We start from the raw sequence: 26562 nt of genomic DNA, 5'->3' as shown, positions 1-26562 counted from the left end.
GCGCCTAGCCGGGGACGACACCGCCCGTGGCGTACTTGTTGGGCTTGTGCACCGCAGGTCCGTCGCCCTTGCCCGGCGCCTTCTTCCCGATGTGGTCGAGGGCCAGGTTCAGAGCCTCTGCCTTGACCCCGGCGTCGGCCAGGGCGCGGCCGAGGTGCTGCACCTGGTCCGTGACAGCACTCAGCTTGCGCTCGTTGAGCGAGGAGACGCGACCGGTCAGGCTGGACGCCTTCTTGATCGTCTCGTCCGTCTCGTTCTTGACGTGCGAGAACTGCCCCTTCAGGGAGTCCAGACTGCGACCGTTGAGCTTGTTGACCCGGTTGGTCGCTGCCTTCACTGCGGTGTCCAGCTCGCCCGTTGTCGTGGCGCTGGAGGTGAACTGGCCTCGCAGTCCGGCGAGCTTGGCCCGGTCGAGGTTGCCTACCGCGACCTTCGCGGCCTCCGTCGCCTCAGCGGCCCGGCGGGCGGCTGCCTGCACACTGCTGTCACTGCCTGCGGCCTGTCGGGCGAGGTGGTTCAGGTCTTGGCGGTTCAGCTCCCGGATCTTGTCGCGGAGTTCCTGGGCTTCGGCCTTTGCCTTCTCCATCTGCTCTTTGTACTGAGCGATGTTGATGCGCAGGCGCTCTTCCTGGGAATTGTTCCCCGTGACCTTATCGACGGCCCGGCGGGCAACACTGCGGGTGTCCCCGCCGTTGAACAGGCCGCGCTGCGACACGTAGCCGTTCCGGAATCCGGTGCCGTTCAGCATGGACAAGCCGCCGGCCATGAATTGACCGATGATCTTTCCGCCGCCGACGAGCGTCGAGACAAGCGGCGTGCTGAGCTTGATCAGCTTGCCGAATATCTTCGCCGTGGTGCCGAAAGCAATCGTCAACGGAGCGATGACCCCGACGAGCTTCGCCGCCTCCTTCAGGCCGGACACCAACTGCGGATGGCCGTTCAGGAAACTGGCCACCTTCTTCAGCCAGCCGACGAGGGTCGTCATTCCCTCGACAAACCCGGCCATGAGCTGAGGGACGGCACCCTTGCCGCCCTTGCCCATGAGGTCCGAGGCGATGCCGTTGACCTGGTTGAGCAAGCCGCCTTGCCAGGTGGTCTGGCCGGTCTTCCGGTCCCGGACCTGGCGGCCCATGATGGCCTGGCCCAGCCCCGTGTACCGAAGCTGCCCGGTCTTCGGGTCCTAGGTCTGGAACATCGCGCGAAGTTGCTGCTGCCACGTCTCCTTCATGTTGGAAATGCGGCTGCTGAATGTCGCGGTGCCCAGCCGTTCGGCGGCGCCCCGGATCGTCTTGTCCGGCTTCCCGCCGGGGAGCGCCTTCTTGCCTTCCCAGAACTCCAAGAGGTTTCCCACGAGGTCCTGGCCCCGCACGCCGCCGGTGTCCTTGGCGTTGGCCATGACCTCCATCATCATGGCGGAGGCGGGATAGATGTCCCCGGCCTTGGCGTGGAATCCCGGGTTGACCTTTTTGAAACCGTCGACCTGCCGTTGGGTGTACTGGGAATCCCTGAAACCGAGAAGCTGGGCGAGATCCTGAACCGGCATGTTGATGGCGTACTCAAGCTGCTTGGTGTCCCGAAGCGAAACGCGGTCGGCGTCCATCAGCTTTTCGATGGCGTAGTAACCGCGCTGGACCATCGCCGAGTCGGTGATACCACCGCGTGCCGCGAGGTCACCGATCATCTGCACGATGTGCTGTGCCTCCGTGGACACAGCAGTGGAACCCCGGGCCTGCCTGCGCGGATCCGCGGAGTTGAAGTCACTGTTGTGCGCGCCGGCCGCACGGGCGATCCGCGTGCCGTACGTCAGCATGTCGCCCACCGCGTACGGGGTTTGCAGACCGTACCGGGTGAGGTTGTTCATCAGGGCGTCGGCGTCCCTCAGCGCCATGCCCATGTTCCGCAGCGAGGTCTGTGTGTTCTGGAAGACATCAGCCGCTTTCAGGCCCCAGTCGGTCAGGCCGGCGCCCGCAGCAGCCAGCGGAGCCACCACACTGGTCATGAGGGTGTGGCCCAGCTCGGTGGCGGTGGTGCCGTACTTCGTGATGGACTCACCGGCCGTCTTCCACCGGGACGCCGCCGTGGTGCTGGCCGTCGACAGCATCGCCAGAGTGCCCCGGGTACGGCTCAGCTCCTCGGCCATGGTTCGCTGGATGGCTGTCTGCCGGTCCCGCTCACCCTGGAGCGCGCGCACAGTAGCGGTACGCTCCAGTTCCATCCGCCGCAGGGTGGTCTCCTGCACCTGGGCAGCCATGGCCCGGTACTCCGCCTGAGCCGCACGAGCCGCCTTCGCCTTCTCGGCCGCCGCGGTGCGGGCCTCCGCGACTGTACGGCGGTACTCGGCAACCTCCAGCTCCGCCCAACGCTTCGTCTCGTTGATCCGGGTGAGCGTCAGCTTCTCGCCGGCCGCGCGCATCTGGTCCAGCCGGGCGAGGTAGGCGTCGGCGACCTGGCGCCCGTAGCGCACCTCCAGGTCCCGCGCGTTGAGCGCGATGCGCTCGCGCTGGCGCGTTGCCTTGTCGGCCGCCGCCGTCTTCGCCGCCTCAGCCTTCTCCGCAGCAGCGGAGACCTGCCTGAGCGCCTGGAGCATGACGGCAGACTCGGAGGCAGCCAGCGACTTCCGGGCCTTGATGGAGTCGGCGGTGAGGGCCAGGCGCCCCTTCAGCTCCTCGCCCTACCGGGCGGTGACCACCGCTTCGAGCTGAGTCTGAAGCCGTGAGTACGCCTTGGTGACATCGGAAGCACGGGTGTAGAACGCCTTGATCTGCTTCTCAACCTCGGCGAGCTGCCGAGTGAGGGTCGCATCGTCCATCTGCGGTGTGATCTCGATGAACGCATTCCCGATCCGGATGCCACCAGTCACGGCCATAATGCCTCCTTACAGCATGTGCGTGAGGAAGTGCGCCACCTCCTCCCCGGAGGCGTACTCGAACTCCTCCGTCGGTTTCTCCTCGCCCGGCCGCGGAATCGGCTCCGGCGCTGTCAGATTGCTGCCGTCCTCCGAATGCACCTTGAGGTAAAGATAGGTGTTCAGTTCCAGGGCATCGGAGACACGGGCCAGCAGGTAATCAGATGTGCTCCACTCGGCAGCCGGATCCATCACGGCAGCGAGCGCCGACCGGCCCGGCCGGCGGCACAGTGCGTTCACGAGGACGCTGATCCTCCGGAGGGAAAGCCGTCCGTGCCACAGGTCGATGAGATCGACCCCGAAGAACTCGATCAGATCCGCTTCAAGTTCCTCGGGGTGCTCGCGTAGGGCATGGACGGCAGGGGTCAGTTTCCCACGGTGTTGATCTTCTCCGCGAGGGCCTGGAAATCGCCGAGCGTCGGTCGGGTCGCCAGGTACCGGGACCACTGGTCCTCGCCGAGCACCAGGCGGACGATATCGGTGTCGTCCTGAGCCCAGACGACCTCAAGGGGAACGTCCTTGGGAGCGGGAATCGTGTATTCACGGCCTCCGTGCTCAATCACGGTGGGCGTGCCGGTGGCCTCGGCCTCAACGGAAGCGGTCTTAGCGGACATGCAAAACTCCATGAAGAGGATGGGACAGGGGGGGGGAAGTGAGGCTGCTCAGGTGGTCGGCGGCGTGGTGCCGCCAGAGCCCGAGCCAGAGCCGGACGGAGTGCCGTCGTCCACGTTGGCGTCATCGGTCAGAACGAAGCCCAACGTGCCGTTGAAGTCAAGCGCTTCAAAGGTCAGCTCGAACTCCTGCGCCGTGGTGCGCTGAAGGGTGATCGCCCCTCGGTCGGAAATCATCGCGCGCGGAATCACGCATCGGAAATGCTTGGCAGCATCGCCCCAGTCCACGACCAGGCTGATCTGAGTGAGCGTCGGAACACTCGCCAAGTTCAGCTTCCACACACCTGCGCCCTGCTTCACCCAGGAAGCCCCGAAAAACAACTCAGTGGTGATCTTCGAAACTTCGGTCAGCGTGGCCTTGATCGAGAAGGAAGCCGCCTTGACGTTGTAGAGAACCGGTACGGCGGACTGCCAGACGTTTACCGGATCGGTCTGCACCTGCGGCGTGATGGTCACGCCGGACTCGGTGACCTAACCGAGTGCCTTCTATCCGGCCGGGCCGGTCGTACCGCCGTCGCCGACCGTGGTCGGCAGTACCGTACCGTTCGGGGTGCCATCGGGAGCCGGAGCAACATAGAGAGCGCCGTTCGGCGCGAACCGGATCTTTCCGGAATCATTAGCCATGAATAAATCCTCGGGGTCTCAGGTCTCAACATAGAAAATGGCGACTTCGCCGCCGTAAACGTCCTCAACGGACGCGGAGTCAGGCAGGTACTTGGGGGAGTTCAGTTCCAGCACGTCGAGTACCTGGACGCCTTTGAGTACCTTGCCCGGCAGGTCCTCCAGCAGGAGTTCGCGGGTGAGGTAGGCCAGGTCCGCGGCCGAGGCCCGGTCCTGGTGGTAGGCGTCCTACCAGATGTCAGCGCGGTCCATCCGGTCGCGTACCAGGCGGTGACCACCGCTGTGGAGGACGTACAGGCTCGTGGTGCCGACTTCCCGGCCCACCAGCGTCCCTGTGGGGGCGCCGGCCGGGATTCCCGGGCAGCTCTTCAGGTACTCGACCACGAGAGGCACCGGGTCAACTCTCACTCCGCACGCTCCGCGTCGAGGACTGCCTTGATGTAGAAGCGCCCGGCGTGCCGGTGGCCGGCGCGGTCCGTCCAGCCCTTCTCCTGGAGCATCGCGTGCCGCGCCTGCGGGTTCTCCTCGATGGTGACGTACCCGACCCAACCGGCGCTTGTCTTCTTCACGTTGGCGTGGATGTTCTGCTTGATCGAGTATGCGTCGGTGACCTGGTGAGGGCCGCGAGGCGCCGTCTTGATGATCTTCCCGGCCAGCATGCCTGCCTTGAAGGCCGCCATCTCCTTCCACGGTGAGCTGTGCTGGATCTCGTAGAGCAGGAACCCGAGATCCGTTTCGAAGAGGATTCCGTCCCGCGCGGACTTGGTGTACCGCTTCCGCCTCGCCATTACTTACTCACCCGCTTCGCGTCGATCTGTGTGTACCGCCGGGCACCCAACTTCCATGACCAGCTCTCGCCGTCGGAGACCCACCACAAGCCGTTGATCAGCAGCCGGTCCGCAGCGTCGTACGGGACAGCCCCAGGTAGGTAGACCGTGATCCGGCTCCGGCTGGTCTCACGCGTCGGCTCCGGCCGGTAGGTGCGCCGGTACGGCAGCGCCGCGCCCAGCCCGGACCACACCAACGCGGCCTTCGACCAGTCGCGGTGCTGCCCGTACGGATCGGAGATCAGGGGAGCCCGCCAGACGGCTATGTGGTCGTTGAACAGGGCCACGTGACTTCTTCACCTCCAGGGCGCACGGTCCGGGTCCGGTGCAAGGCGATGGTCGTCGCGCGCTTCCGGTACCGCTTCAAGGAGTCCTTGGCCGCCAGGGAGAGACCCGCGAAATTCGCGGCCGGCGCGTACTGCACCTCAAGCTCACCGGTCTTCTCCAGCACGGTCCCCGGAGAGACCGCAAGCCACCGGATCACCTCGGAGGCGATCACCTGCCGGATGACCGGCGGAACGGACGGGCGCCCCCACGACGCGATGAGAGTGACCAGCCCCGTGACCGGACCACGGCGCAGGTACAGCGTCCGCCCCAGCACCCGCCACTCGTCGACGCTGAGCGGGCGCCCGTCGAGAGCGACCGAGGCGACCGACAGCCCCGGCAGGTACCGGGGCGGGATGTCCACCTGCCCGCCCTCCACCAGCAGCTCGAACGTCTCGGCCTGGTGCTGCTGGAAGTCGGTCTGGCACCAGTCGAGCACCAGCGCGGTGGCGTCCTCGATGTACGCCAGGATCCGCGCCCGCTCGGCGTCGTCGGCGACGGGCCGCCCCAGGCGGGCGACCACATCGTCTACGGTCACGAACATCAGGTCGTGGCCGGGGTCGTGCTGGCGCCGTTGTGCGCGGTAATGGCGGCCTCGACGTTGCGCGCCACGACGAGCTGTTCCGGCCGGATGACCTTCGCGTCGTAGATCACGCGCGACTTGATCGCGTCGGTGAAAGACTGCTGCGGCTTGTACGCCTCCATCTGCGCGAACGGAATAACGACCGACGTAGCCGCGGTGGCACCCATGTACAAGTCAACCGGCTGGAACGCCTGGTTGCCCTTCTTGATGAGCGGGTTGTTCGGCCGGGTGTGGGAACCCAGCGCGTTGGCCACAGTGACCGGGACACCGAGAATGGTGCCGATCGCCGAAGCGCCGTTCGGGATGACCGGCGAACCGCCGTACACCTGCGCCTGGATGAAGTTCGGGTCGCGCAGCAGCAGTGACCGCATGCGCGGGGAAATGAACAGGAACCGGTCGGCCGGCGCCGACTTGATATCCAGGTTCTCCAGCATCGCCACCACGTAGTGATAGACGCTCAGCCGTTCCTTGCCCCCAACCCGGGTGACGTTGTCGCCAGTCGGCGCGTCGGTGATCTCGTCAATCTGGCCATGGAGAGCAGTCAGACCGGAAACCGCCGCATTCGCATCGGCATTGCCGTTCAGATCCTTGCCGCTCACTGCGGCGAGCAGGGTCTTGGCGACCAGCTCATCCAGCTTGATGGCGATGGCGCGAGCCCGCTGAGCAATGAGGTTGCTCATCAGGTCGATACCGACCCTGGTCTGGAGCTGGTGGAGCGCGTCCACTTCGATATGGAAAGATGAGCCCTTGGCGACTCGCATATCGATGTACTGGAGGGACGCGTGGTCGGGCGAACCGATCGTGCCGTACGCCGGGACAAGCCCCTTGTCCTGCACCTGGTCATTGACGAAGTGCGGGATGTGGACGACATCACCTTCCCGGCGGAACTCGCCCTCCTACTGCCGGTTGGTGAACCGAGCCGAAGCCAGAACCAGCTCTTCCTCAAGATCCTGGAGGAGTTCAGCGGTCCAGATTTCGGGGATGAAAACGTTGCCGGAATTGGCCTGGTAGCCGGTTCCGGGCTGAGTGATAAAGCCTGCCATGTTACCTCACGTATTAGAACTGGCCGGTCATCAGAGCGTCAAGCTTGCCCTCCTTGCGGGCAGCCATGATCTGCGGACCGGTCATGCGGGAAACCTCTTCACGGGTGAGCTGGCCGGCGGTCGGGTCACCCTGCCGCCCCAACCCAAGATCCTGCCGGTATACGGGCTTGTTGCTCCGCTTGGGGAGGGACGCGATGAGCTTTGTCAGTGCGTCGCTGTCCACGGAACCGTCAGAGCCGACGAGCCGGGAAAGGTTCAGGAACTCGGCGGGAGGAAGTTCGACACCGGCAGTCGCGGCATGGGCCCGTAGCTCAGCCTCGGCGAGCCGAGTTCCGACCTCGGCGAGAGTCGCATTGCGCGCCTCCGCCCGCGCCGCCTCGATAGCCTTCTCCGCGTCCGTCATGGACGCCTGGCGCACCTGGTCCAGCTCGGCGCTGGTCGCCTTGAACCTGTCCTCGTTCTTCCGGCTCAAGCTCTTCCACTTCTCGACCTCGGCCTGAAGAGTCTCGATCGTCGGAGCCTGCTCGCCGGGGGCGGACTGCTCGGCGGAAGAAGAAGAAGTGTTGTCGTTCGTGTCAGTCATTCACATCACCATTTCGGTATGGGCTCCCGTTTCGGGAGCCGTGGTCACGACTTGCGGGCCTGGTTGCCGCTGTTGCCCTGCGGGCGCTTCACGGCTGTCTGCTGGGCCGCCTTGCTCATGCCGACGGGCCCGGCCGGCGGTTCCGGGACAGGCATCGGGTACTTCTTCGCCAACTCCATTGCGGCCTTGGCATCGGCTTCCCTCATGTCCTGGAACCGCGCAATCTGCTGAGGCGTGTACCCGGCATCGGAAAGCAACTGGTCCCTCGGAACGCCGATCATCTGGAGCTTGAGCAGAGCGTCCATGTGCTGTGCTTCCGTGCGGTTCTCCGGATCCTTCCAGATCGTCTCTGCCGAATACGCCTTTGAGCGGGGATCGTCCAGCACCTTGAAGCAAAGGCGCATCACCTCTTCCCATGCCTCCCCGAAGTGCAGCATGCGCTCACGGGTCTTGGCTATGAGACCTGCCTCCGCAGCGGTAATCGACTCACCGGACGGGACGACGCCACCATTGAGGAAGTAATGGAACGGGATCCGGGAAATGCTGGCCATGTGCTGGACCAGCATCTCCACCAGCGTCACGTAGTTGCCGAGGTCGGCGGCCTCGAACTGACCGAACTTGGCTTGCGGGTCCTCGGCCTGGAGCAGCTTGTCCACGGCGACCTTGAACGGCTCAACCGGATTGCCGTGCTCGTCCTCCACGATTTCCAGGCCGGTGACGTAGCGCTGAGGCCAAGCCGCATACTCCGACGCCACCAGAGCGTCAGCAACGGTCTTGTTGATGGCGTCCTGGATCGGGATGACGACATGGAGATCACTCACCGGGTCACGCAGCAGCCGAGACCGGTTGCTGATCGGAACCACTGGAACAACCCCCAGTGGATTAGGGCCTTCTTGCCCCTCTCCCCACGCCAAAGAGCCTTTGGCGAACGACCACACAGCGTCAGGAAGCCAGAGGTTCACCCATTCCCGGCCCCAGTCGTCCTAGTAGAACTTCGCCGCGGCAGCGAGTTCACGCCTGGACCCTGGTTTGTACTGGACGACAACGTTCTCAGCGCTCTCCATGGTGATGGTCGGTTGGTCGTCGTCGTCCGACCACACAACCGCGTAAGAGGCGCCCTGAATCATCGCGTCGAGCTGAGCCGCGTTGTGTTCGGCATCCATGTAGTTGCGCTGCCAGATGTCCCGAGCATCCTTGTCGGCATCCGGCTCGTCAGTCATCCGGAAACCGTCCACGGTGAGGCGTTCGTTCACCGAGTCGATGATCAAGCCGCAGAAGTTGTCTCGCCAGCTCTCGAAGGTCTGGTGGAAGTGGTTGTAGTGCCGTGCCTGCGAGAACATGAGGCGCTGATGCTGGCCGTCGTAATACTGGCCCTAAATCTGGTAGGTCGCCTTGCGGCGGGCCAGCTTCGAATACAGCTAGTCAACCCACTGCTCAGGTGTGCTCGGCGCGATACCTACCGGCATCTCGGCCGGCGTCGTGCTGACGAGGCTACCGCCGTCCATCAAGCCCCTTTCTTTCCGGGGCCCTTCTCAGAACCCGACAACTCTTTTTCGTTTGATCGTGAGGCGCCCGTCCGCGATTGCGTCGGCTCGCGCCTCAAAAGCCAGGACTGCACAAACCGCGAGGTCGATCTTCTTCTTTGAACGGGGAGAGTCTTTGGTGATCAGGAGTCCCTGAGGGACTTCACGCGTCACCGCATTGAGAATGTGCCGGGTGAGGTCTTCATCTCCGTCGTGCTTCAGGTCTTGGACCATGGAAGCGGTGCGGAACCTCTCAACGGCCTGGACCATGCGCGTAGGCTTATTGGTCCAGAATTCGTATACGTAGTCGTCACCGTATTCGAGAGCCCAGCGGCCTAGGTTCTCCTGCCAGTACGGCGGGTCACCGTAGAACCACTGGACGCGATACGTTTTGAAGGCTCGGTGCACTGCGGCCTCGACCGCCAGGACGTCAACTTCCCAGTCAGGGTTATTGGGGTCCCGAGGGTTTTCCCAGATCCCCAAGACGAAGAGTTTTCCGTCCCGGAGCCTGCATCCCACGAGCCCTGTGGCGTCTCCGCGGATCGAGCCATCGAAGCCCACGGCTATTTGATCGCCCGGCTTGATGGGGTCCTGGTCGTCGTAACAGGCCAGCCACTCCGCGCGGACCATCCAGCCGTCGGAAGACTCCGCGATGGCGTTGAAGAAGAAGCGCAGGTACGTCGAATCAGGCGTCGTGCGGTCGTGCAGGATGGTGCGCGTCAGGCCGTCGATGTCGGCCCACGTCGCGTCACCGTACGCCTCGGTGAGCGCCTGGCGGACCTTGGCTTCGTCGCGCAGCTCGTCCGGCTGGATGTTGCCTTCAAGGCAGTCGTACAGCCAGAAGCCCTGGCGAACCATGTCGGACTCGTGGATCTGCTGAGCGACCGAATCTTCATTCGGGTTCTAGGCGTTGGTCGTGGTCACCCAGCGAGAGCCAGCGGAGGCCGTCTTTTCTACGTTGCGCTTGATGACCTGGTAGAAGTCGGGGCCGCCGTTGCTCCCAACCCAGTGGTGTACTTCATCAAGCAGGGCGAACGTCGGCCTGTTGCCCTCATTGGTGCGGCCAGCGGTCGCCTTCGGCCGGATCGACCCCGGCTTGCCAGACTTGAACTGGATCACGGACTTGCCGATCTCCAGCCCGTACTCTTTCTCGGCCGGAGACTCCGAGAGCATCCCTCGGATCATCTCAAGTGTCTGGTCCGTTTGGTCGAGCGCGGTGGCACCGATCTGCACCGTGGGCAGCGGAACGCGCTTGGCGACCGGCAGGCCGAAGGCGTCGAAGCGGTCGAAGCGGCAGGGGCCGATGAACTCGACAATGGCCAAGGCGGCGAGCAACGGGGTCTTGCCCCAGCCCTTCGCCCGTCGCAGGGTGCCAGCGCTGTAGCGCCAGGTGCCATCGGGATTGATGGCGTAGAACCACAGCACGAACTTGAGTTGTTCGGGGGTGAACTGCCAGGGCTCGCCCGCGCGCTCGCCGTCGGGGTGGACGATCTACCGCTGTGCCCAGCGGATCACCTGGTAACCCAGGGACTCCCGCGGGGACGGAACCCCATCGGGCAGGTTGCCTGTCTGCATGTCGGGGTTCCTCCCGTCGTCAATCTCATGGGCGGTTAGGGTCCGTTGAGCAACCGGTACAGCTCCTCGTCCATGTCGGAGGCGGCCGGCGCCGCGGACTCCGGCCCAGCGTCATCCTGGTCCTGGTCCTCATCCTTGAGGGACATCCGGAGCCGTGCACGGTCCTCAACCGTTGCGCCCCACTTCGCTACCCGCTGCCGGATCTCGGGCGCCAACTTCAGATCGCCCATGTACAGGGCATCAACCAGCTTCGCCGTGATCTCCAGCTCAGCCCAGTCGGTCTCAACCCATGTGGCCGTCTGCGGTGCACGGGCCCACGTCCGCCAGAACCGGCGTGCGCCGCTGGTCTGGATCCCGAGCGCCTTCGGCAGGGGCCGGCCCTCACGAGCCTCCGCGGCGAGTTCCTGCGCGTGGGGATGGGCGTTGCGCCGGACCGCGTTGGGCTTCGGGCGGGGTCCTCTGGTCACAGCCTCACCCGCTCCAGGTCGATCCCGTACAGGTCGGCCAGCTCCTCCAGCTCGAACAACGCGTCCTGGTGCCAGTCACGCCGCTGCTGCGCCCGGGGCGGGCGGGGAGCCGGCACCGAGCCGGAGTCGGCCTAGGGCCCCTCGTCGCATCGGCGGGAACAGCGGTCGGCAGTCATGGGTGGGCCTCCAGGGGAAGGGTGAATGAATGAATCCACAACTAGGTGTGGCGGTGTGTCCGGCCGGATTCGAACCGGCGTTACCTCCTGAAGGGAGGAGTTCTCGGCCGCTGAACTACGGACACCGCCCAGGGAGACCGGTAGCGCGCCTCACGGCCCCTGGACCTGCGGGAGCGACCCGCATGCATATGCCAGCGTCATGTGTCTGGCTGAGTGAGTGCGTTGCCCCGGAATCGAACCGGACCAGCTCCGTACAGAGCGAGGGATTTAGAGGCCCCCGTGCGTCCCAGCGCCCAACGCAAGTTTGGTGTGATTCTGTGCTGATTCAGCGGCTCTGTCGGTCGTGGTGTGACTTGCGTTTATGGCACGACTGACACAATGTCCACAGGTTGTCTGGCTCCCACGAGCCACCTCGGGAAACCGGAATTATGTGATCCACTTCGAGTTTCCGGGGAGAGCCGCAGAACTGACAGCGGAAGCGGTCGCGGACGAGGATTTTTGCCTTCCGCTTCGACCAGTCCGCAGGCCGTGAGAGGTTGCGCGCAGAGGTCCGTTCCCAGCTCCGGCGGAGCTGGTGTTCGGCGCATCGTCCGTCGCGCACGGTGGGGGTCGTGCAGCCGCTTGTCAGGCAGATTGATCGCGCCCTTGGCACGGCTTCACCCTCCTCGGAAGTTGACCGGGATGGCCGGGGTCGAACCGGCGCCTGGGAGGGGCTCGCGGGCCGGAGCTACCGGCCGGCTACTGGCTCCCTGTGCACTCCACACACCGCATCCCTGGACCCGTCGGCCCTGGTAGCTACCCGGGGACGGCAGGCCATGACTGTGGCCCCGGCTGGATGCTGGTCTGGCAGCCGGGGCGCTGACTCCTGGACCTGCCCGGAGGCGAAGAGCCTCAACAGGGCGTTCAGCAGGAGGACTTGTAATGACTAAGTGAAAATTTCAACAAGATGTCATAAGTTATCTGTCCTACTTCGACTAGATATGTAGATGATCATGAACTGATGAAGTAGGCGTCAAGAGAGAGTCAAGATTCGAATCTATGTTCTATGCTCTCTGTTGAGAGCGTTCCCCTCGGTTCGTTCGCTCGCTTCTCTCGCTCTCTCACTGATGATGTCGGTGTCAAACCGAGGCGCTTCGGATGTTGAAGCAGGGGGTTGAGACGCACGTCACACCTAGTTGACTCAGGGGACAGTGTGACTTGAACCGTGGCCCTCGATAGAGGTACCGTCGAGGCGCAGACAGGCTAGTGGTCGGGTAATGAGTTGACAGATCGGTTAAAGCTATGAAGAGGCTGCTTCCAGACGACACGATTCTTCTGAAGCATTACCGCGATGGCCTGTCGAACCGACAAATAGCCGAGCTGTACGGGGTGACTGTGCAGGCTGTCGCCAAGCGCTTGGATAATCTCGGGATTAAGCGCTATCCCTATGCGAATGCGGCCACAGCGATTTTTGAGGCTGCGTGGCCCAATGGGGAGACGGGACGTGTTCAGTTCACGGATCGAAGCCGGGCGCGAAGCCTGCACGTCTTCCTCCGCCGGAGGCTTGGCGATCCCACGCTCAGTGTGAATCAGCGGTATGTGGCAGAGCTGTTTGAGCGGAAGGTCCGGGAGGAGGGCGTGGTGCTCGACTTCGACCGGGCGCATCCCGAGGGGCCGTGGGTCTTCGTGCATCGCGTCGAAGCTGATGGGCGGCGCGTCATTCGCTGGCCGGAAGGCAAGGAGTTGCCACCGGGGGACCTGGCGCAGGCCCTCGATCTACCTTCCAAACCCTGGAGCTAATACAGCAAGCGTGTCAATTTGTCAATACTCACACCGCGAGCCTCCCGGACCCGGGGGGCTCTTCTGTTCCCCGGGGTAGCAGTTGAAGTGGGCATACCTGTCGGTTTCGCGCCGTGCAAGCTGTTGGTGATGTGGCGCACGTCACTTTCGCGCGGGGCATAAACGAACTTCTGTGTTGTCAGAGGCTGGTGTTACTTTGTGAGCACTGAGTGATCAGCCCGACGCGGCACCGCTGCGCCGGGCGACGAGGAGTGCACAAGTGATCGTCGTTACGGGGGCTTCGGACACGGCCGAGGAAACCAGACAGCTGAGTCTGTTCTCCGCGCTGGAAGAAGCCTCGCAAAGGCCGCCGTCGAGGGAGCGCCAGGAAGCCGCCCTGGCAGCCATCGACCAGAGCAAGCTGGTAAGCGTGCAGCAGGACGCGAGCACGTTCGGCGTCCTGATCATGAGGACGCTGGCCAAGCCGGTTGGTGAGTACATCGACGTGATCGTGACCGACCAAATTCAGGCTGCCGGGTACGCCCGACTGCGGCGCCTGGAGGCGGAGTTGGGGGCCTCCCTGTTCGACCTGGAGGTCGAGCGGGGCGCGTTCCAGTACCCGCACGCTGCCATCCTCGGCAGCCGGTTTTTTGAATTCATTCGCGTGAGCAAGGTGGTGATGGGTTGAGCCCGTTGAGCGTAGAGACACAGCCCCGGAGTGTGAGCCAGGTGCAGCAGTACGAGGAGTGCGGTTGGCGGTACTACCTCGCCAGGGTCGAGCGCGTGACGCCTCGGCCGGCGGCGTGGAGCTTCCACGGCAGCGCGTTCCACGCTGTGGCGGAAGCCGTGGTGCTGTCCAACGGCAGGATGACCGCTGAGGAAGCCGTCGAAGCCTTCTCCGACAAGTACGCCCGGTTGGTGCAGGATGCGTTGGACATCGAGCCGGACACCGATCGGTGGTTGTCGTCCGGCCGGTACAGCGGAGGCGAAGAGATCGAACGCCGCTACGTCCTGGGCCAGGAGCAGACGGCCCAGTACGTTGACTGGGTGGCTGAGCACCGCCCCGAGGTGTGGACGACACCGGCCGGAAAGCCGGCGGTGGAGCTGGGGTTCACGGTCGAGCTGGGGGGAGTCGTCGTCCGCGGGATCATTGACCTGCTCGTGATGGAGGCCGACGGAGACGCCGTGCGGGTGCGGGACCTGAAGACGGGGAGCATCAAGAGCCGCTTCCAACTGGAGACGTACGCCGTGGCGATCGAGTCCCTGTACGACGTGCCGGTCCGACGCGGTGACTGGTACTTGGCTAAGGATGGTCGCTTGTCCCGTCCCGTCGCCCTGGATCAGGTGAGCCCTGCCGAGGTTGGGGAGCGCTACGCGACCATGGACGCCGGGGTCAAGGCAGGGAGGTTCGAGGCGAACCCCGGCTACGGGTGCCGGTTCTGCGACGTGTCGCACGGCTGTTTTTTTTATGCTACAAGTTGAATCAGGGGATCGAGAGGGAGAGTGCGTGTACTCGCTAACGCAGAGCGTCGAGGTCAAAGGTTCGGCCGGGGAGCCGATCCCCAACCCGTTCGCCGGGTTGCGCCGGCAGGAGGTCGAGTTTCGACGCGGGGAGCTGAGCTTGGTGGCTGCTGGCCCTGGCACTGGCAAGAGTTTGTTCGCCATCAACCTGGCGTTGTTCGGAAATCTCCCGGTTCTGTACTTCAGTGCGGACAGCAACGCGGCAACGCAACTCACCCGCGCGACTGCCATCCTGACGGGGGACAACGTACGAGAGGTGAAGCGCAAGCTGATCGCCGACGAGTTCGGGGAGTACCATGCGGCGCTGGGCGAGCGCTGGTGGATACGGTTCAATTACGAGGCAAGGCCGACGCCGGGTGACATTGAGCAGGACTTGGCTTGCTATTACGAGGTCTTCGGTATATATCCGTATCTCATCGTGGTGGACAATATCACCAATGTGGATGGGGGAGACGGCCAAGCGGATGCTGGGAACTTCTCGTTCGGCTTGGAGGCAATGTGTGAGTACCTGTCAGAGATGGCCCGAGACACGCAGGCCCACGTTCTTGGGCTCCACCATGTCGTGGGCGAGTTCAGTGACGGCCTGCGGCCTATCCCGCTGTCTGGGGTGAAGGGAAAGATCGGCCGGGTCCCTTCAGTGATCCTGACGATCCACAAGGAGATCGATGGCATGGATGGGCGGCTGCTGCACGTGAGTCCAGTAAAGAACCGCGAAGGGTTCGAGGACAGCTCGGGGCAGACGTTCACAACGTACGAGTTCAACAGCGCCAACATGCGACTCACCGACTTGGAGAGTGAGTTCTGAGTCACAATTTTTTTTGTCCGTGAAGTTGAATCAGGGGATCCTGTTCCTCTACGTTGAGAGTGGGGAGGGGCGATGGTGACCACCGCCAAGGCCAACAAGGACAAGGGCTACCGGTGGGAGAAGCAGGCCCTCGACCACATCCGGGCCGCGTTTCCTGAGATCGACCCGGAGGAGATCCGGCGCCACGGGACCCTGTACGGGGTCAACGACCGCGGGGACATCACGCTGGCGCCTCTGGCCTTCGTGTTCGAGATGAAGAATGTCCAGCGATTCGACCTGGCCCGCTTCATGCGGGAGTTGAAGCGCGAGTTGGAGCACAATCCGCAGGCCACCAATGGCGCCGTCGTCATCAAAGCGAGGCTCAAGGGAACCGGCGAGGCGTACTCGGTGATGCCTTTTGACAGCTTGCTGTCTCTAGTCCGTGAGAACTGGGATCTGAAGCGACTCCTACGCCAGGAGCGCCAGTTGAGGAAGGCTGGTTGAAGATGAGTGAGCGCAAGTCGGTTGCCTTCGATTACCGGGCGTGGAAGGGAAGCCGGGACTGGAACGCGCGGAATTCGAAGCGCTATGTCTTTCCCGTCACGGTTCGGAAGGTCGGGGACCCGGTGCCGGCGCGTGAGCAGTAAGCCGCCTATCGCCCTGGTGCTGAAGCATTACTACGGCATCCAACTTCGGGACCGGAGCGGGTGGCAGAAGATTCTGTGCCCGCTTCACCCGGAGACGAATCCGAGCGCGTCAGCAAACACCGGCTTTCAACGATGGGCATGTTTCGTCTGTGACGTGTCCGAGGACAGCTATGACGTGATCCAGAGGGAGGAGGGATTTGGCTTCAGACAGGCTCAGGAGTTTGCAGATAGCCGGTTCGGTACAGGCAGCGAAGACGTACCACTGGCAGTACAAGGGGAGTCCGGCCGAGGCGTACATGAAGGCTCGGGGGCTGGCCGGCGTCGCCGACCGGTTTCGAATCGGATTCGTCGGTTCGGCTCTTACTGGCCATGAGCAGTACGCAGGGATGCTCGTCATCCCGTACTTGCGGCCGGCCGGTGGTGAACACGGTGTGGCCACGGTGCGGTGCCGCTGTATCGCCGACGAGTGCGTGAAAGACGAGGCAGGCCGGTATCTCGCACCGCTTCAGAAGGAGCGGCACCAGGGTCACGGGAAGTACCGGTCGCTCCCGGGGGATGTGCCGCGGCTGTACAACACCATGGCCTTGATCGGCTCCAGCCCGAATGTGGTCGTGACCGAGGGCGAAATGGACGCGATGACATGGGAGGCGGCTGGTGTCCCGGCCGTCGGTTACCAGGGCACCTCAGCGTGGCGCGCCCACTTCGATCCCGCCTTCATGGGGTTCCGGCACGTCTACCACGTGGCCGACGGAGACGAGCCCGGCATTGCGGCTGCGGAGAAGCGCGCTGCCGAAATGCCCAACGCAAAGGTGATCATCCCGGCCCCCCGGCATGACTCCAATTCGTTCGCGTACGAGTACGGGTTCGACGTGCTGAGAGAGAGGATCGGCCTGTGAAGCTGAAGTTCGGGCTGGACGACGAGGTGACCATTTGCCCCCCGAAGGGCAGGGAATATTCCTTCGTGCTGCGGGAGCGGAAGGGCCAGACCGGCACGGTCGCGGACATTGACTCCAGATACTTCCTCCCCTACGAGGTGATGTTCCCTGACGGGCGCCGCTACATGTTCGCGGAGGACGAGCTGATGCCCGCGAGCACTGAACCATCCACGGAGGAGGAGGGCATCGACCACCCGGGCCACTACACCTGGATGCCCGGAGGCATGGAAGTCATCGAGATAACTCGGCACTTCTCGTTCGTCCGTGGGAACGCGTTGAAGTACCTGATGCGGGCGGGGCGAAAGGGTGACGAGCTGGAGGACCTGAAGAAGGCCCGTTGGTATCTCGACTACGAGATCGAGAGTCTGAAGGTAGCAGATTGACTCTCGAAGAACACGCAAGGGCTATTGAAGCGGCGATCAAAGCCGCTTACGCCGATGGCTACGAGTTGGATAACGGCGACTGTTCGCCCATCCACGCTATGGACCTGAACACTGTCAACGATGGCTGGTTGGGCCGGTACGTCGAGATCGACCTACCGGAGCCGACCTACTCCCGAGGAGCCATGTGAAGCGAATAGTTGTCATATCCGACGTGCAAGCGCCATTCGAAGACAAGCGGGCGCTGCGGAACGTCCTCGCGTTCATCGGTGACTACCAGCCGGACGAAGTGATCCAGATCGGCGACCTGGTGGACTACCCGGCTCCGTCGCGGTGGTCCGCAGGTACCCGGGCGGAGTTCGAGGGGAATGTGATCCGGGACTCCGAGTACACCAAGAGGAACTTCTTGGCTCCGCTTCGTGAGGTCTACTCCGGCCCCGTGTAGGTGCTGGAAGGCAACCACGACGAACGGCCGCGGAAGTATCTGGCCAGCCGGGCGCCGGCGCTGGCGGCCGAGGACACGTTCTACCGGTTTGAGACCCTGCTGGACTTTCCGGCCTTCGACGTGAAGAAGGCCGAACCCTATTACCCCTTGGCGCCTGGATGGGTGGCGGTCCACGGGCACGAGTCGCCGGGAATGAGCCAGGTGGCTGGCGCGACTGCGCGGCTCAAGGCGGCCAAGGCCGGAATCAGCATCGTCATGGGGCACACTCACCGGCTGGCCATCGCTCCGCACACCACCGGGCATAACGGAAAGCTCCGGACCATCTACGGGTTCGAGGTCGGACATCTCATGGATGTCCGCCAGGCCGGATATCTCAAGAACGGGCCGGCCAACTGGCAAAAGGGCTTCGGCCTGTTCTACGTCGGCAAGTACAACGCCACTCCGCACGCGATCCCGATCGAGGACGACGGATCGTTCGTGGTCGAGGGCCAGCGGTATGGCGAGATCAAGCGCGGACCGCGCGGAAAGTTCATTTCTAAGGGGGGTAAGGCATGAGTATGTGGAAGGGGCGGGAGTACCGTTCGAAAATGAGCGGGCTAAGCTTTTTCACCGTGGCTGAGCCGTTCGAGCACGGAGGCACGGAATACGTCGCTTACATCGGTGACGAGTGGGCATCCCCTCAGATAGCGAAGTGTGCCCTGTTCGGCGTAGGCGGAGTTTTCGAGCGTGTTCTGTCTCCGAAGTACCAGATCGAGCAGAAGGTCGAGGTGTACTGCTGCGAAGGGAAGATCGTTGGTGTTGCCAGTGAACCTGATAGGGATGGCGACTTCACTTACATCGTCCGTTACCCGGACGGGTCTACTGAGCTGGCCTGGGAAAGCGCCATGAAGGCGGTCGCATGACGGACCTCGACTGGGGACAGCTTAGCGAGCTGGCCGGCAAGGTGGCCCGGGAGATCGCTAACAAGTGGTGCGTGGTTGAAGTCGATGACGTCAAGCAGGAAATCCTGCTGCACGCGATGGAGGAGCGCCGCACTCTCGCCGAGCATGCCGAGGACCACGAGTTCATTCGCAAGGTCTTTTGGAATGCCGGGCGCCGGTACGCGGCCAAGGAGCGCGCTTACCGAGACCTGATGGACGATCAGTATTACTACACACCCGATGAAGTCCGGACCGTTCTGCGTACGTTCGTCTATACGGACGACGAAATTGGAGACGTTGTCGGTAAGAAGGACGACCTGACTCGGTGCGTGATCTCCGACAACATCATGCCCGCGCGGCTGGACGCTGCCGCAGCGCTGCCGAAGCTGAGCAACGAATATCAGGAATTGATCCAGCGGCTTTACGTCTACGGAATGCCCCCGGTGAATGACGCCGAACGGCGCCGAGGTTACCGGGCCGTTGACGCCCTGGCCCTGTCCATGAACCGCCACATCCGAACCAAGAGGGGAGCCGCGTGACGGCCTGGAGGACCGAGACCGCCCGAACCGTCTACGAACGCACCTACAGCCGGGAGCTGCCGTCGGGGGAACTGGAGACCTGGCCTCAGACCGTCGAGCGCGTGGTCGACGGCAACCTTGCGCTCGTGGACGAACAGTTCATCGAGCCGGACGAGCGTGAGCGCCTGGTCGAGCTGATCGAGACGTTCAAGGTCCTGCCCGCCGGCCGCCACCTGCGCGGCAGCGGCGTCACCGACTACGCCCTCAACAACTGCTGGGCCGCGGGCTGGGATCCGGCGCGGCCGGAAGAGCACTTCACGTTCACCCTGCTCCGGCTCGCCGAGGGAGGAGGCGTCGGCGCGAACTACAGCAACCGGTACTTTGCCGAGTTCCCGGCCGTGGAGAACGCGCTCCAGGTGCACATCGTCTGCGACCCGGCGCACCCTGACTACACGGAGATGGCGGAAGCCGGGCTGCTGTCCGGGGACTATGCCTACACCTGGCACGTTGCCTATGCCGTCGAGGACTCGCGGGAGGGCTGGGCCGCCGCCCTCGCAGACCTGATCCGCACGGCCCACAACCCGCAGGTGCGGCATACCGATCGTGTCTACGACGTGAGCCGGCTCCGCCGGAAGGGCGCTGCGCTGCGGTCGTTCGGCGGCACGGCCAGCGGGCCGGCGCCGTTCGCGGAGCTGCTGATCCGGACCGGAGAGATCCTGGCCGACTGCGCCGGGTTCCCGCTTACCGGCATGGATGCGATGGAGATCGATCACGAGATCGCGCGGTGCATCGTGGCCGGGGGTGTGCGCCGCTCGGCGCGTATGTCGGTCATGCACTGGCGGGACTCGCAGATTGAGGAGTTCGTCCGGTGCAAGCGGGAGCAGAGCGAGCACTGGACCACCAACATCTCCGTGGAGGTGGACTCCGAGTTCATCACCATGGCCGAGGCTGGAGACCCCGCTGCGCGAAAGGTGCTCACCACCATCGCCGAGGGCGCGCTGCGCGACGGGGAGCCGGGGTTCTGGAACTCGTCGCTGTCGGCCGTGGGCGAGCCGGACGGGACGTACACGGTCAACCCGTGCGGGGAGGCCACGCTCAACCAGTGGGAGCCGTGCAACCTGGGCTCGCTCAACCTCGCCGCGTTCGTCGAGGACGGGCGCCCTGACTGGGAAGAGCTGGACGAGGCACACCGGCTGCTGACCCGCTACCTGGTCCGGGCTACGTTCGCACCGGTCGCGGACCGGCGTTCGGCCGAGGTGATCGCGCGGAACCGCCGTATCGGCGTCGGGCACACCGGGCTCGCCGATTACCTGGCCAAGCAGGGCATCCCGTACTCGCAGGCTGCGCACCACGACCACGGCCTGGTGGCGTACGACCTCCAGACGTACGCCGCGGTGGTGGACCGGGCTGCCCAGGAGTACGCCGCCCAGCTCCGTATCCCCGTGCCGGTGAAGCGGCGCGTGGTGGCCCCGACCGGGACCATCAGCAAGCTGGCCGGCGTCTCCGGGGAGGGGATCCATGCACCGTACGCGGGCTACTTCGTCCGCCGCATCCGGTTCTCGCTGCTGGACCCGGCGGAGGCCGCGCAGGTCGAGGAGTACCGGCGCAGCGGCTACCACGTCGAGCCGTGCATCTACGCAGCCAACACGGCAGTGGTGGCGATCCCGACGCGGGACGTGCTGCTGGACGAGGTGCTGGAGCAGGCATACGAGCACGCCGGCCAGCTCGACCTGGACGCCATGCTGAGCGTGCAGGAGATGTACCAGCAGTGCTGGGCGGACCAGGCCGTGAGCTACACGGCCGTGATCGACCCTGACCAGTACACCGTCGAGGACCTGGCCGGTGTGCTGCTGCACTACATGCCGCGACTGAAGGGCAGCACGGTCTTCCCGGAGTCCAGCCGGGCGCAGGCGCCGTACGAGCGCATCACGGCCGAGGAGTACGAGCGGCTGACGGCCGACCTGGACCACCGCGCGGTGGACACCAGCTACGACGAGGACTGCACCTCGGGCGCCTGCCCGATCTGACACCCCGCCGACGAACGAATGAATTGCCAACCCGTGGAGTGATCTTGAGCTACCCCGACCCCTTCGAGGACAAGTCCCCGTGGGACGTGCCCTCACACCAGACCACCACCGCGAAGAAGGAGACCGCGCCTATGCCTGAAACCTCGCGCCACCTTGCCCGATTCAAGATCGGCTTCACGCTCAAGGCCGGCAGCGGCTATGACGCCGAGTGGCTGACCCCCACCGTGTACGGCGACACCGCCGAGGACACCGCACGTGCGGGCGCCGCGCTGCTCAACGCCCTCAAGGCAGAGGGGCTGATCGACCTCACCGCCAAGGCAGCCGACTACACCCGCAGCCAGTTCAAGGGAGGCGCTGGCGGCACGGGGCCGAAGACCTTCCAGAACGGCAAGGTGGTCCCGAAGACCCCTCCCGCCGTTGCGGGCGACGACTGCCCCCACGGCCGCAGCCTTGTCGAGAAGGCGAATTGGGCCGCGATGTTCTGCAACGGCCCCGAGGGCGGCAAGTGCGAACCGCTGTGGCGCCAGAAGGACGGCGGCTTCAAGGCCAAGTAATCGACCACAGCAGATCGCGGGGCGCCGGCCACCACCGGCGCCCCGCCCTTTTGGAGGCACATGAAAACCCTGACGACAGTGATTGCACTCTTGCTGGCGCTCGCACTCGGCGTCTGGCTGAACATGGCAGGCCCGTGCAAAGCATGGAAATACTCACCGGCCGCGCACGTGCCGGCCCGGTGCCTGAAGGAATTCCGATGACCGAAGCAAACCGGATTCTCGTCTACGGACTGGAAAACGGCGGCGTCGATCTGTGGTGCGCCAAATGCGAAACCCAGATTGCCTCTGGAGGCTGCGCATGCTGCGACAACAATGCGGTAACTGCCCAGGACATTGCCACTGCGACCACAGCTCACCACTGCAAGGAGTCCGCACCGTGATCTACGCCTTCTGTTACGGCATGCTCGCCATGCTCCTGATCCTCGTACTCATATCGGCCTACGAAGGCAGCTAGCTCAAAGCAATCGAAACGGGGGTCACCGCCATGTGCCTGACTATCGCCGTTGCGGTCGTCGTCTACTGCATAGTCCGCGCATTCCGGGAGTAAGTTGAAGCATCTCCACTACAAGATCAAACATCAGCAAGTGCGGATCAACGTAGTCGAGACGACAGACGATATCCGGGAGTTCGACCGCTGGCTGGGCAAGAATCCGGTGCTCGGGTTCGACACCGAGACCACCGGCCTGAACTGGTGGGACTGGGACCGCGGATTCCGGCTGCGCCTGGCCCAGTTCGGCAACGGCAGCGAGTCCTACGTGATCCCCGTCGAGCTGGGGGAGCCCTACCGCAGGGCTGCGCAACGCGCACTGCTCGGCGCCGGAACGCTGATCGCACACAACGCCATCTTCGACCAGCACGTCATTGAGGCGTCCCTGGGCATCCCCCTGGAGGTTCTGGCGCCCAAGACGATCTGCACGAAGATCACCGCACACCTCGTAGACCCCAGAGGAGTCAAGGAGAAAGGGCCGGGCCTCAAACTCGAAGAGCTGACGAAACACTACATCGATCCCGTAGTCGCCGAAGAGGTCAAGGGGAGCATGGTTCTCCTGGCCCGGAAATACAAGACCACGAAGCACAAGATATGGCCCATTGTTGAACTCTTCGATGAGGACTTCCTGCTCTACGCGGGAATGGACCCCATCCTCGCCTACCGCCTGTTCCACATCCTCTGGCCACTCGTGCCGGCACGCACCAAAAGGCGCGGCCTGTTCTCCTGGGAACACCGCCTCAACCACGTCACCGGACTTATCGAGCGCACAGGCTACCTGCTCGACTCCGACTATGCGGAAGCACGCCTAGCGGAGCTGGCCGCCGAGTACGAGCGATGGGAGCAGGTAGCCAATAGGTATGGCGTCGAGAACATCAACTCCACCGCTCAGCTCGTAGACGCATTCCTGGGCTTCGGGATCCGTCTCACCAAGAAGACAGCCAAGGGCAATCTGGCAATGGACGATGACGTACTCAACGGCATCGACCACCCCCTTGCCGAAGCAGTCATCAAGGCGCGACGGGCCCGCAAGTGGTCGGCAACCTGGTTCCAGCGAGCGCTCGACGGCAGAGACAGCCGGGGGCGCGTCCACGCGTCGATCAACTCCATCCAGGCACGCACAGCACGCATGAGCATCACCGGCAGCGTGCCCGCCCAGACATTCCCGGCCGGGGACGGCTACGTGCGGCACATGTTCCTCGCCGAGGAAGGACACGTAAGTGTGTCGATCGACTTCGGAAACATGGAGTTGCGCGACCTCGCCGCGTTCTCCCAAGACCCGACGATGCTCCACGCGTTCGCCAACGGCCTGGACCTGCACCAGATCACCGCGGACGCGGCCGGCGTCCCGAGAAAGGTAGGCAAGGGCGCGAACTTCCTGACCGTGTTCGGCGGCGGCTGGCGTGCCATGGTCGAACAGTTCGGCGTGGACGAGGAGACCGCCAAGCGCACGCTCAGCGCGTTCGCCGACACATACCCGCGCGTCGGGGTCCTGGCGAAGCAGCTCGCCGACGAGGCCAGGCGGACAGGGTTCGTCTACACCCCCACCGGCAGGCGCCTGCCGGTGGACCGGGGACGCGCGTACGCAGCCCTGAACTACTTCATCCAGTCGGGGAGCCGGGACATCACGGCCCGCGCGCTGCTGCGCCTGGCGGACGCCGGGTTCGCGCCGTACATGCGGCTGCCGATCCACGACGAGATCCTGTTCAGCTTCCCACGCGATGCCGCTGCCGAGCTGACCAGGGAAGCCGCACGGCTCATGGAGTTCACCATCCGGGGCGTGCTGATCCCGGCTGAGGGCGAGATCGGAGACCGGTCCTGGGGATCGGTCCTGGAACTGGAGGAATCCAAGCACTGATGTACGACTACGACCACGGCTAGGACGACGACACCGAAGACTGCGAGTGCTGCCAAAACATGCTGGCAGCCGGCCTGTTCGACTGGAACGGCGTGGAAGCCGGGCTATGCGCAACGTGCGCCGAGGACCAGCAGGCAACGAGGTGTGAGTGAGAGGCCGGCAGGTTGGGGGGAGACTGCCCATGACAGTGACCAGTGAGATCGTGATCGTTGACGAGGACGGCAACGTGGAGCCGTACGACCCGAGCAAGCTATGAGTGAGCCCCCCGCCCATGAAGGCGGGGGGCTCACTTGTTGATCAAGGGGACAGCCACTCACCGGCTTCCGGATGCTCCCCGAACTGCTGGTCCGCGATGCGGAGCAGCAACTTGCCGTATGCCGTCGCTGTGGCTCCTTGCCCGAGGTCTACGGCTTCGCGGTAGGCGTCGACGAGCATCTGAAGGACGGCCGGCCCGTCGATCGGTGTCCCGTCGGCTGCGCGTGCTGCCAAGAAGTCGTCTACGTACTTGCTCACTGCCTACGCCCCCCGAGGGCTCCGGCGAAGTCGTCTTCCTTTATTACTAGGCGTTCTCTCACGTCCTTGGGTATGAGCAGCCGCAGGTGCACCTCCGGAGCGCGCTGCTTGGGGACCTTGGTCCTGGTCACCTCGCACCGGATACCGACGCGGAACAGGTCGGCCGCCATGGCGTCGATGCCTCCTTCCTCCCACTGCTCGCGGAACGTCTTGCCGTTGTGGACGTTGACCCATCGGTCCTGGGTCGTGGCCGGGTCTATGGCGGCCAGTTCCGTGATGAGGCGGTCCAACGTAGCTTGCGCGCGTTCCCTCGTGAACGAGGTCTTCGTGTAGCGGCCTCCTGGCTCCAGGTCCTTCATGTACTGAGAGATCGACTCCTCCAGACGCTTGGCTTCCTTCCGGGCGTCGGCACCCTTGGCGTACTCGCGGACTTGCACGGGGAAGTCCCCGATGGCTTCAAGCACGTCCAGGACAAGCCGCCCGTAGACCATCTCGGCGTTGGGGATCCCGTACCCTCCGCTCTTGCAGCCCTGACACCGCAGGTAGCTGTACGTGCCGATCCTGTTGGTCGAGGTGTGGTTGGTCATGTGTGTCTTGCAGTCGTGGCAGATGAGCACGCCCAAGAACTTGGTCGCGCCGCCAGGCTGGCGATGAGGTTGGTCCTTCGACCGCTTGTCAAGGTCGGCCTGGAGGGTGTCAAACTCCTCGGGCGTGAAGATCGGGGGGGCAACACGGATCGGCTTACCGTCAGTGCCGAGCACCAGCACGGACCGGCGCTTACCCTTCTCTTGCTTCACCTCTACGCGGAGGCCCATGAGCCCGGGGTTCCTCAACCTGCGCAGCAGGGTGGTGGTGGTTAGGCCCTCGCCCATCAGCTTGGATCGCTTGATCACTCGGACCATGTAAGAGGCGGACACGCCACGACGAGCCATGCGTCTGGCCCAGTGCAGTGCCTTGTAAGCGTCCTCGTCATAGACAAGGACAACCTTCCCGTCCTTCTCCGCTGTCTTGTACCCGTACGTCGGCTTCCCGACAAGCCAGTCGCTCTGAGTCTTCGTGTAGTCCCACAGGCTTGTCACCCGGGTACTTGTGTTCGCGGCCTCGATCTCTGCGATGCCCCCAATGATCGTCACCATGATCTTGCCGACGGTTGACTTCAGGTCGATGGGGTCGTGCTTGGAGACGAGGTTCTTCCCGTACTTCAAGCACCAGTCGATCATGGCGGACAGGTCGGAGAGCCGCCGCACGAAGCGATCGAGCTTCCAAAACAGGATGACGTCAAACTCGGGTGCGCGGTTGTTGAGCCAGTCTCCGAGCTGCTTGCGCTTCCACGGTGGCACCTTGGTCGCGCTTACGTTGAGGTCGCTTGCCACGCCAACGACGCGGCACCCCATCTCCCTGGCCTTGATCCGCAAGTCAAGCTCTTGGCGGACAGGGGACGTGGTGTCCTCGGTGAGGACTGAGAGACGTATAGAGAGGAGAGCGCGGGGGGCATCCTCTGGCAGTAGGGCCTCAGCCGCTAGCAGATCCTCTAGCAGCGCGAGGTCTGCTGAGGTCCACTCTGTTTCTATGGTGTAGCTCTTCTGACGTGCGGCAGGGGCCGTCCTGGATCTTCTGCCCATGCGGGGACAGTACCTTCCGGTTGTGGGGCCGTTGCGGTCTGCCCGCAGATGGGGACGGAGATCCAGATCGGCCCCACCGGCAAGAAGCTCCTTCCCCTCACGGTCGTCGAGTAACCCGCGCCGACACCTAAGCGCCCGCCCGCCCAGGGCGGGCGCTTCGCGCACCACCGGTAACACGCCCGCGCCCGTCCGCGTACCCTGGGACGTGACAAACGGGCCCGCACGGGCCCCACGTACGTAACGAGGGACTGAACGACACTGGGCAAGCGACAGCCCGAAGGCCCGCCGCCGGCAC

36 protein-coding genes, 1 tRNA gene and 1 pseudogene are annotated in these 26562 nt (G+C 64.1%); 17 read left to right on the top strand and 21 right to left on the bottom strand.

Going from position 1 to position 26562, the window contains the following annotated elements; genetic code table 11:
* Positions 1–4 precede the first annotated feature (4 nt).
* From SCATT_RS07800 to SCATT_RS40270, 19 genes and pseudogenes are all read right to left on the bottom strand, one after another.
* Positions 5–1132 (bottom strand): coiled-coil domain-containing protein, encoded by a 1128-nt coding sequence (locus tag SCATT_RS07800; RefSeq protein WP_014142439.1) that lies wholly within the window; start codon positions 1130–1132, stop codon positions 5–7.
* A gap of 48 nt (positions 1133–1180) precedes the next feature.
* Positions 1181–2587, bottom strand: a complete 1407-nt coding sequence (locus tag SCATT_RS07795; RefSeq protein WP_014142438.1) for a hypothetical protein — start codon at positions 2585–2587, stop codon at positions 1181–1183.
* A gap of 84 nt (positions 2588–2671) precedes the next feature.
* Entirely contained in the window at positions 2672–2866 is a 195-nt protein-coding gene (locus SCATT_RS07790; RefSeq protein WP_014142437.1) for a hypothetical protein, read from the bottom strand.
* 9 nt (positions 2867–2875) lie between these two features.
* Positions 2876–3145: a hypothetical protein gene (locus SCATT_RS07785; RefSeq protein ID WP_014627672.1), complete on the bottom strand. Its 270-nt coding sequence runs from the start codon at positions 3143–3145 to the stop codon at positions 2876–2878.
* 125 nt (positions 3146–3270) lie between these two features.
* On the bottom strand, positions 3271–3519 hold the full coding sequence (locus SCATT_RS07780) for a hypothetical protein (RefSeq protein ID WP_014142435.1): 249 nt from the start codon (positions 3517–3519) through the stop codon (positions 3271–3273).
* Between the two features lie 48 nt (positions 3520–3567).
* The gene (locus tag SCATT_RS07775) at positions 3568–4032 is read right to left on the bottom strand and encodes a phage tail tube protein (RefSeq protein ID WP_014142434.1); all 465 of its coding nucleotides are present in this window, start codon (positions 4030–4032) and stop codon (positions 3568–3570) included.
* A 393-nt stretch (positions 4033–4425) separates the two neighbouring features.
* On the bottom strand, positions 4426–4590 hold the full coding sequence (locus tag SCATT_RS07770; protein ID WP_157894816.1) for a hypothetical protein: 165 nt from the start codon (positions 4588–4590) through the stop codon (positions 4426–4428).
* 11 nt (positions 4591–4601) lie between these two features.
* On the bottom strand, positions 4602–4985 hold the full coding sequence (locus tag SCATT_RS07765) for a hypothetical protein (protein WP_014142432.1): 384 nt from the start codon (positions 4983–4985) through the stop codon (positions 4602–4604).
* Positions 4985–5311 carry a hypothetical protein gene (locus SCATT_RS07760; protein WP_014142431.1) on the bottom strand — a complete coding sequence of 109 codons (327 nt, stop codon included), beginning with the start codon at positions 5309–5311 and terminating at the stop codon, positions 4985–4987. The genes SCATT_RS07765 and SCATT_RS07760 overlap by 1 nt, the downstream gene beginning before the upstream one ends.
* The gene (locus tag SCATT_RS07755) at positions 5287–5892 is read right to left on the bottom strand and encodes a hypothetical protein (RefSeq protein ID WP_014142430.1); all 606 of its coding nucleotides are present in this window, start codon (positions 5890–5892) and stop codon (positions 5287–5289) included. Before SCATT_RS07755 ends, SCATT_RS07760 begins: the two co-directional genes overlap by 25 nt.
* Positions 5892–6767 carry a hypothetical protein gene (locus tag SCATT_RS07750; protein WP_014142429.1) on the bottom strand — a complete coding sequence of 292 codons (876 nt, stop codon included), beginning with the start codon at positions 6765–6767 and terminating at the stop codon, positions 5892–5894. Before SCATT_RS07750 ends, SCATT_RS07755 begins: the two co-directional genes overlap by 1 nt.
* Positions 6768–6827: 60 nt before the next feature.
* The gene (locus SCATT_RS38495) at positions 6828–6974 is read right to left on the bottom strand and encodes a hypothetical protein (protein ID WP_157894815.1); all 147 of its coding nucleotides are present in this window, start codon (positions 6972–6974) and stop codon (positions 6828–6830) included.
* A gap of 13 nt (positions 6975–6987) precedes the next feature.
* Entirely contained in the window at positions 6988–7557 is a 570-nt protein-coding gene (locus SCATT_RS35645; RefSeq protein ID WP_014142428.1) for a hypothetical protein, read from the bottom strand.
* A 44-nt stretch (positions 7558–7601) separates the two neighbouring features.
* Positions 7602–8897, bottom strand: a pseudogene (locus tag SCATT_RS07740) (phage portal protein).
* 192 nt (positions 8898–9089) lie between these two features.
* On the bottom strand, positions 9090–9938 hold the full coding sequence (locus SCATT_RS07730) for a hypothetical protein (protein ID WP_014142425.1): 849 nt from the start codon (positions 9936–9938) through the stop codon (positions 9090–9092).
* Positions 9939–9983: 45 nt separating this feature from the next.
* Positions 9984–10505 carry a hypothetical protein gene (locus SCATT_RS07725; protein ID WP_014142424.1) on the bottom strand — a complete coding sequence of 174 codons (522 nt, stop codon included), beginning with the start codon at positions 10503–10505 and terminating at the stop codon, positions 9984–9986.
* 185 nt (positions 10506–10690) lie between these two features.
* A complete protein-coding gene (locus SCATT_RS07720; protein ID WP_014142422.1) occupies positions 10691–11122 on the bottom strand; it encodes a phage terminase small subunit in 432 nt (143 codons plus the stop codon).
* A 230-nt stretch (positions 11123–11352) separates the two neighbouring features.
* Positions 11353–11423 (bottom strand) — tRNA-Glu (locus SCATT_RS07715).
* Positions 11424–11623: 200 nt separating this feature from the next.
* Entirely contained in the window at positions 11624–11899 is a 276-nt protein-coding gene (locus SCATT_RS40270) for an HNH endonuclease (RefSeq protein WP_157894814.1), read from the bottom strand.
* 680 nt (positions 11900–12579) lie between these two features.
* Between SCATT_RS40270 and SCATT_RS07705 the strand changes: the two genes are divergently transcribed.
* The 17 genes from SCATT_RS07705 (at position 12580) to SCATT_RS07630 (ending at position 24132) form a co-directional block, all read left to right on the top strand.
* Positions 12580–13077: an RNA polymerase sigma factor sigma-70 region 4 domain-containing protein gene (locus tag SCATT_RS07705; RefSeq protein ID WP_014142419.1), complete on the top strand. Its 498-nt coding sequence runs from the start codon at positions 12580–12582 to the stop codon at positions 13075–13077.
* Between the two features lie 259 nt (positions 13078–13336).
* Complete coding sequence (locus SCATT_RS07700) at positions 13337–13744, top strand: hypothetical protein (RefSeq protein ID WP_014142418.1); 408 nt, start codon at positions 13337–13339, stop codon at positions 13742–13744.
* Between the two features lie 41 nt (positions 13745–13785).
* A complete protein-coding gene (locus SCATT_RS07695; protein WP_014627666.1) occupies positions 13786–14538 on the top strand; it encodes a PD-(D/E)XK nuclease family protein in 753 nt (250 codons plus the stop codon).
* Between the two features lie 25 nt (positions 14539–14563).
* On the top strand, positions 14564–15382 hold the full coding sequence (locus SCATT_RS07690) for an AAA family ATPase (RefSeq protein WP_014142416.1): 819 nt from the start codon (positions 14564–14566) through the stop codon (positions 15380–15382).
* A gap of 72 nt (positions 15383–15454) precedes the next feature.
* Positions 15455–15865: a hypothetical protein gene (locus tag SCATT_RS07685; protein ID WP_014142415.1), complete on the top strand. Its 411-nt coding sequence runs from the start codon at positions 15455–15457 to the stop codon at positions 15863–15865.
* Positions 15866–15949: 84 nt separating this feature from the next.
* A complete protein-coding gene (locus SCATT_RS40715) occupies positions 15950–16381 on the top strand; it encodes a CHC2 zinc finger domain-containing protein (protein WP_078590653.1) in 432 nt (143 codons plus the stop codon).
* Entirely contained in the window at positions 16305–16904 is a 600-nt protein-coding gene (locus SCATT_RS07675; protein WP_407696596.1) for a toprim domain-containing protein, read from the top strand. Before SCATT_RS40715 ends, SCATT_RS07675 begins: the two co-directional genes overlap by 77 nt.
* A complete protein-coding gene (locus tag SCATT_RS07670; protein ID WP_014142411.1) occupies positions 16901–17326 on the top strand; it encodes a DUF3310 domain-containing protein in 426 nt (141 codons plus the stop codon). The genes SCATT_RS07675 and SCATT_RS07670 overlap by 4 nt, the downstream gene beginning before the upstream one ends.
* Positions 17323–17514: a hypothetical protein gene (locus tag SCATT_RS07665; protein WP_106433107.1), complete on the top strand. Its 192-nt coding sequence runs from the start codon at positions 17323–17325 to the stop codon at positions 17512–17514. The genes SCATT_RS07670 and SCATT_RS07665 overlap by 4 nt, the downstream gene beginning before the upstream one ends.
* A gap of 23 nt (positions 17515–17537) precedes the next feature.
* Positions 17538–17768, top strand: coding sequence for a hypothetical protein (locus SCATT_RS07660; RefSeq protein WP_014142409.1), 231 nt, complete (start codon positions 17538–17540; stop codon positions 17766–17768).
* The gene (locus tag SCATT_RS07655) at positions 17769–18323 is read left to right on the top strand and encodes a hypothetical protein (protein WP_014142408.1); all 555 of its coding nucleotides are present in this window, start codon (positions 17769–17771) and stop codon (positions 18321–18323) included. It abuts the gene before it with no gap.
* Positions 18320–18670: a hypothetical protein gene (locus tag SCATT_RS07650; RefSeq protein WP_157894813.1), complete on the top strand. Its 351-nt coding sequence runs from the start codon at positions 18320–18322 to the stop codon at positions 18668–18670. Before SCATT_RS07655 ends, SCATT_RS07650 begins: the two co-directional genes overlap by 4 nt.
* Positions 18667–19227 (top strand): hypothetical protein, encoded by a 561-nt coding sequence (locus SCATT_RS07645; protein ID WP_014142406.1) that lies wholly within the window; start codon positions 18667–18669, stop codon positions 19225–19227. The genes SCATT_RS07650 and SCATT_RS07645 overlap by 4 nt, the downstream gene beginning before the upstream one ends.
* Positions 19224–21233: a ribonucleoside-triphosphate reductase, adenosylcobalamin-dependent gene (gene nrdJ, locus SCATT_RS07640; RefSeq protein WP_014142405.1), complete on the top strand. Its 2010-nt coding sequence runs from the start codon at positions 19224–19226 to the stop codon at positions 21231–21233. The genes SCATT_RS07645 and nrdJ overlap by 4 nt, the downstream gene beginning before the upstream one ends.
* Before the next feature lie 44 nt (positions 21234–21277).
* On the top strand, positions 21278–21787 hold the full coding sequence (locus tag SCATT_RS07635; RefSeq protein ID WP_014142404.1) for a hypothetical protein: 510 nt from the start codon (positions 21278–21280) through the stop codon (positions 21785–21787).
* A 197-nt stretch (positions 21788–21984) separates the two neighbouring features.
* Positions 21985–22167, top strand: coding sequence for a hypothetical protein (locus SCATT_RS38490; protein WP_014142403.1), 183 nt, complete (start codon positions 21985–21987; stop codon positions 22165–22167).
* 168 nt (positions 22168–22335) lie between these two features.
* Positions 22336–24132 (top strand): DNA polymerase, encoded by a 1797-nt coding sequence (locus tag SCATT_RS07630; RefSeq protein ID WP_014142401.1) that lies wholly within the window; start codon positions 22336–22338, stop codon positions 24130–24132.
* Between the two features lie 297 nt (positions 24133–24429).
* On the opposite strand, the gene SCATT_RS07625 is transcribed toward SCATT_RS07630, so the two are convergent.
* Together SCATT_RS07625 and SCATT_RS07620 are read right to left on the bottom strand one after the other, a co-directional pair.
* Positions 24430–24645: a hypothetical protein gene (locus SCATT_RS07625; RefSeq protein ID WP_014142399.1), complete on the bottom strand. Its 216-nt coding sequence runs from the start codon at positions 24643–24645 to the stop codon at positions 24430–24432.
* Complete coding sequence (locus tag SCATT_RS07620; protein WP_086010089.1) at positions 24642–26267, bottom strand: recombinase family protein; 1626 nt, start codon at positions 26265–26267, stop codon at positions 24642–24644. The genes SCATT_RS07625 and SCATT_RS07620 overlap by 4 nt, the downstream gene beginning before the upstream one ends.
* Between the last annotated feature and the right edge of the window lie 295 nt (positions 26268–26562).

Source organism: Streptantibioticus cattleyicolor NRRL 8057 = DSM 46488 (assembly GCF_000240165.1).
GTDB lineage: Bacteria > Actinomycetota > Actinomycetes > Streptomycetales > Streptomycetaceae > Streptantibioticus > Streptantibioticus cattleyicolor.
Note: the sequence above shows the minus strand (reverse complement) of the source record. Positions and strands in the feature narration are given on the sequence as shown.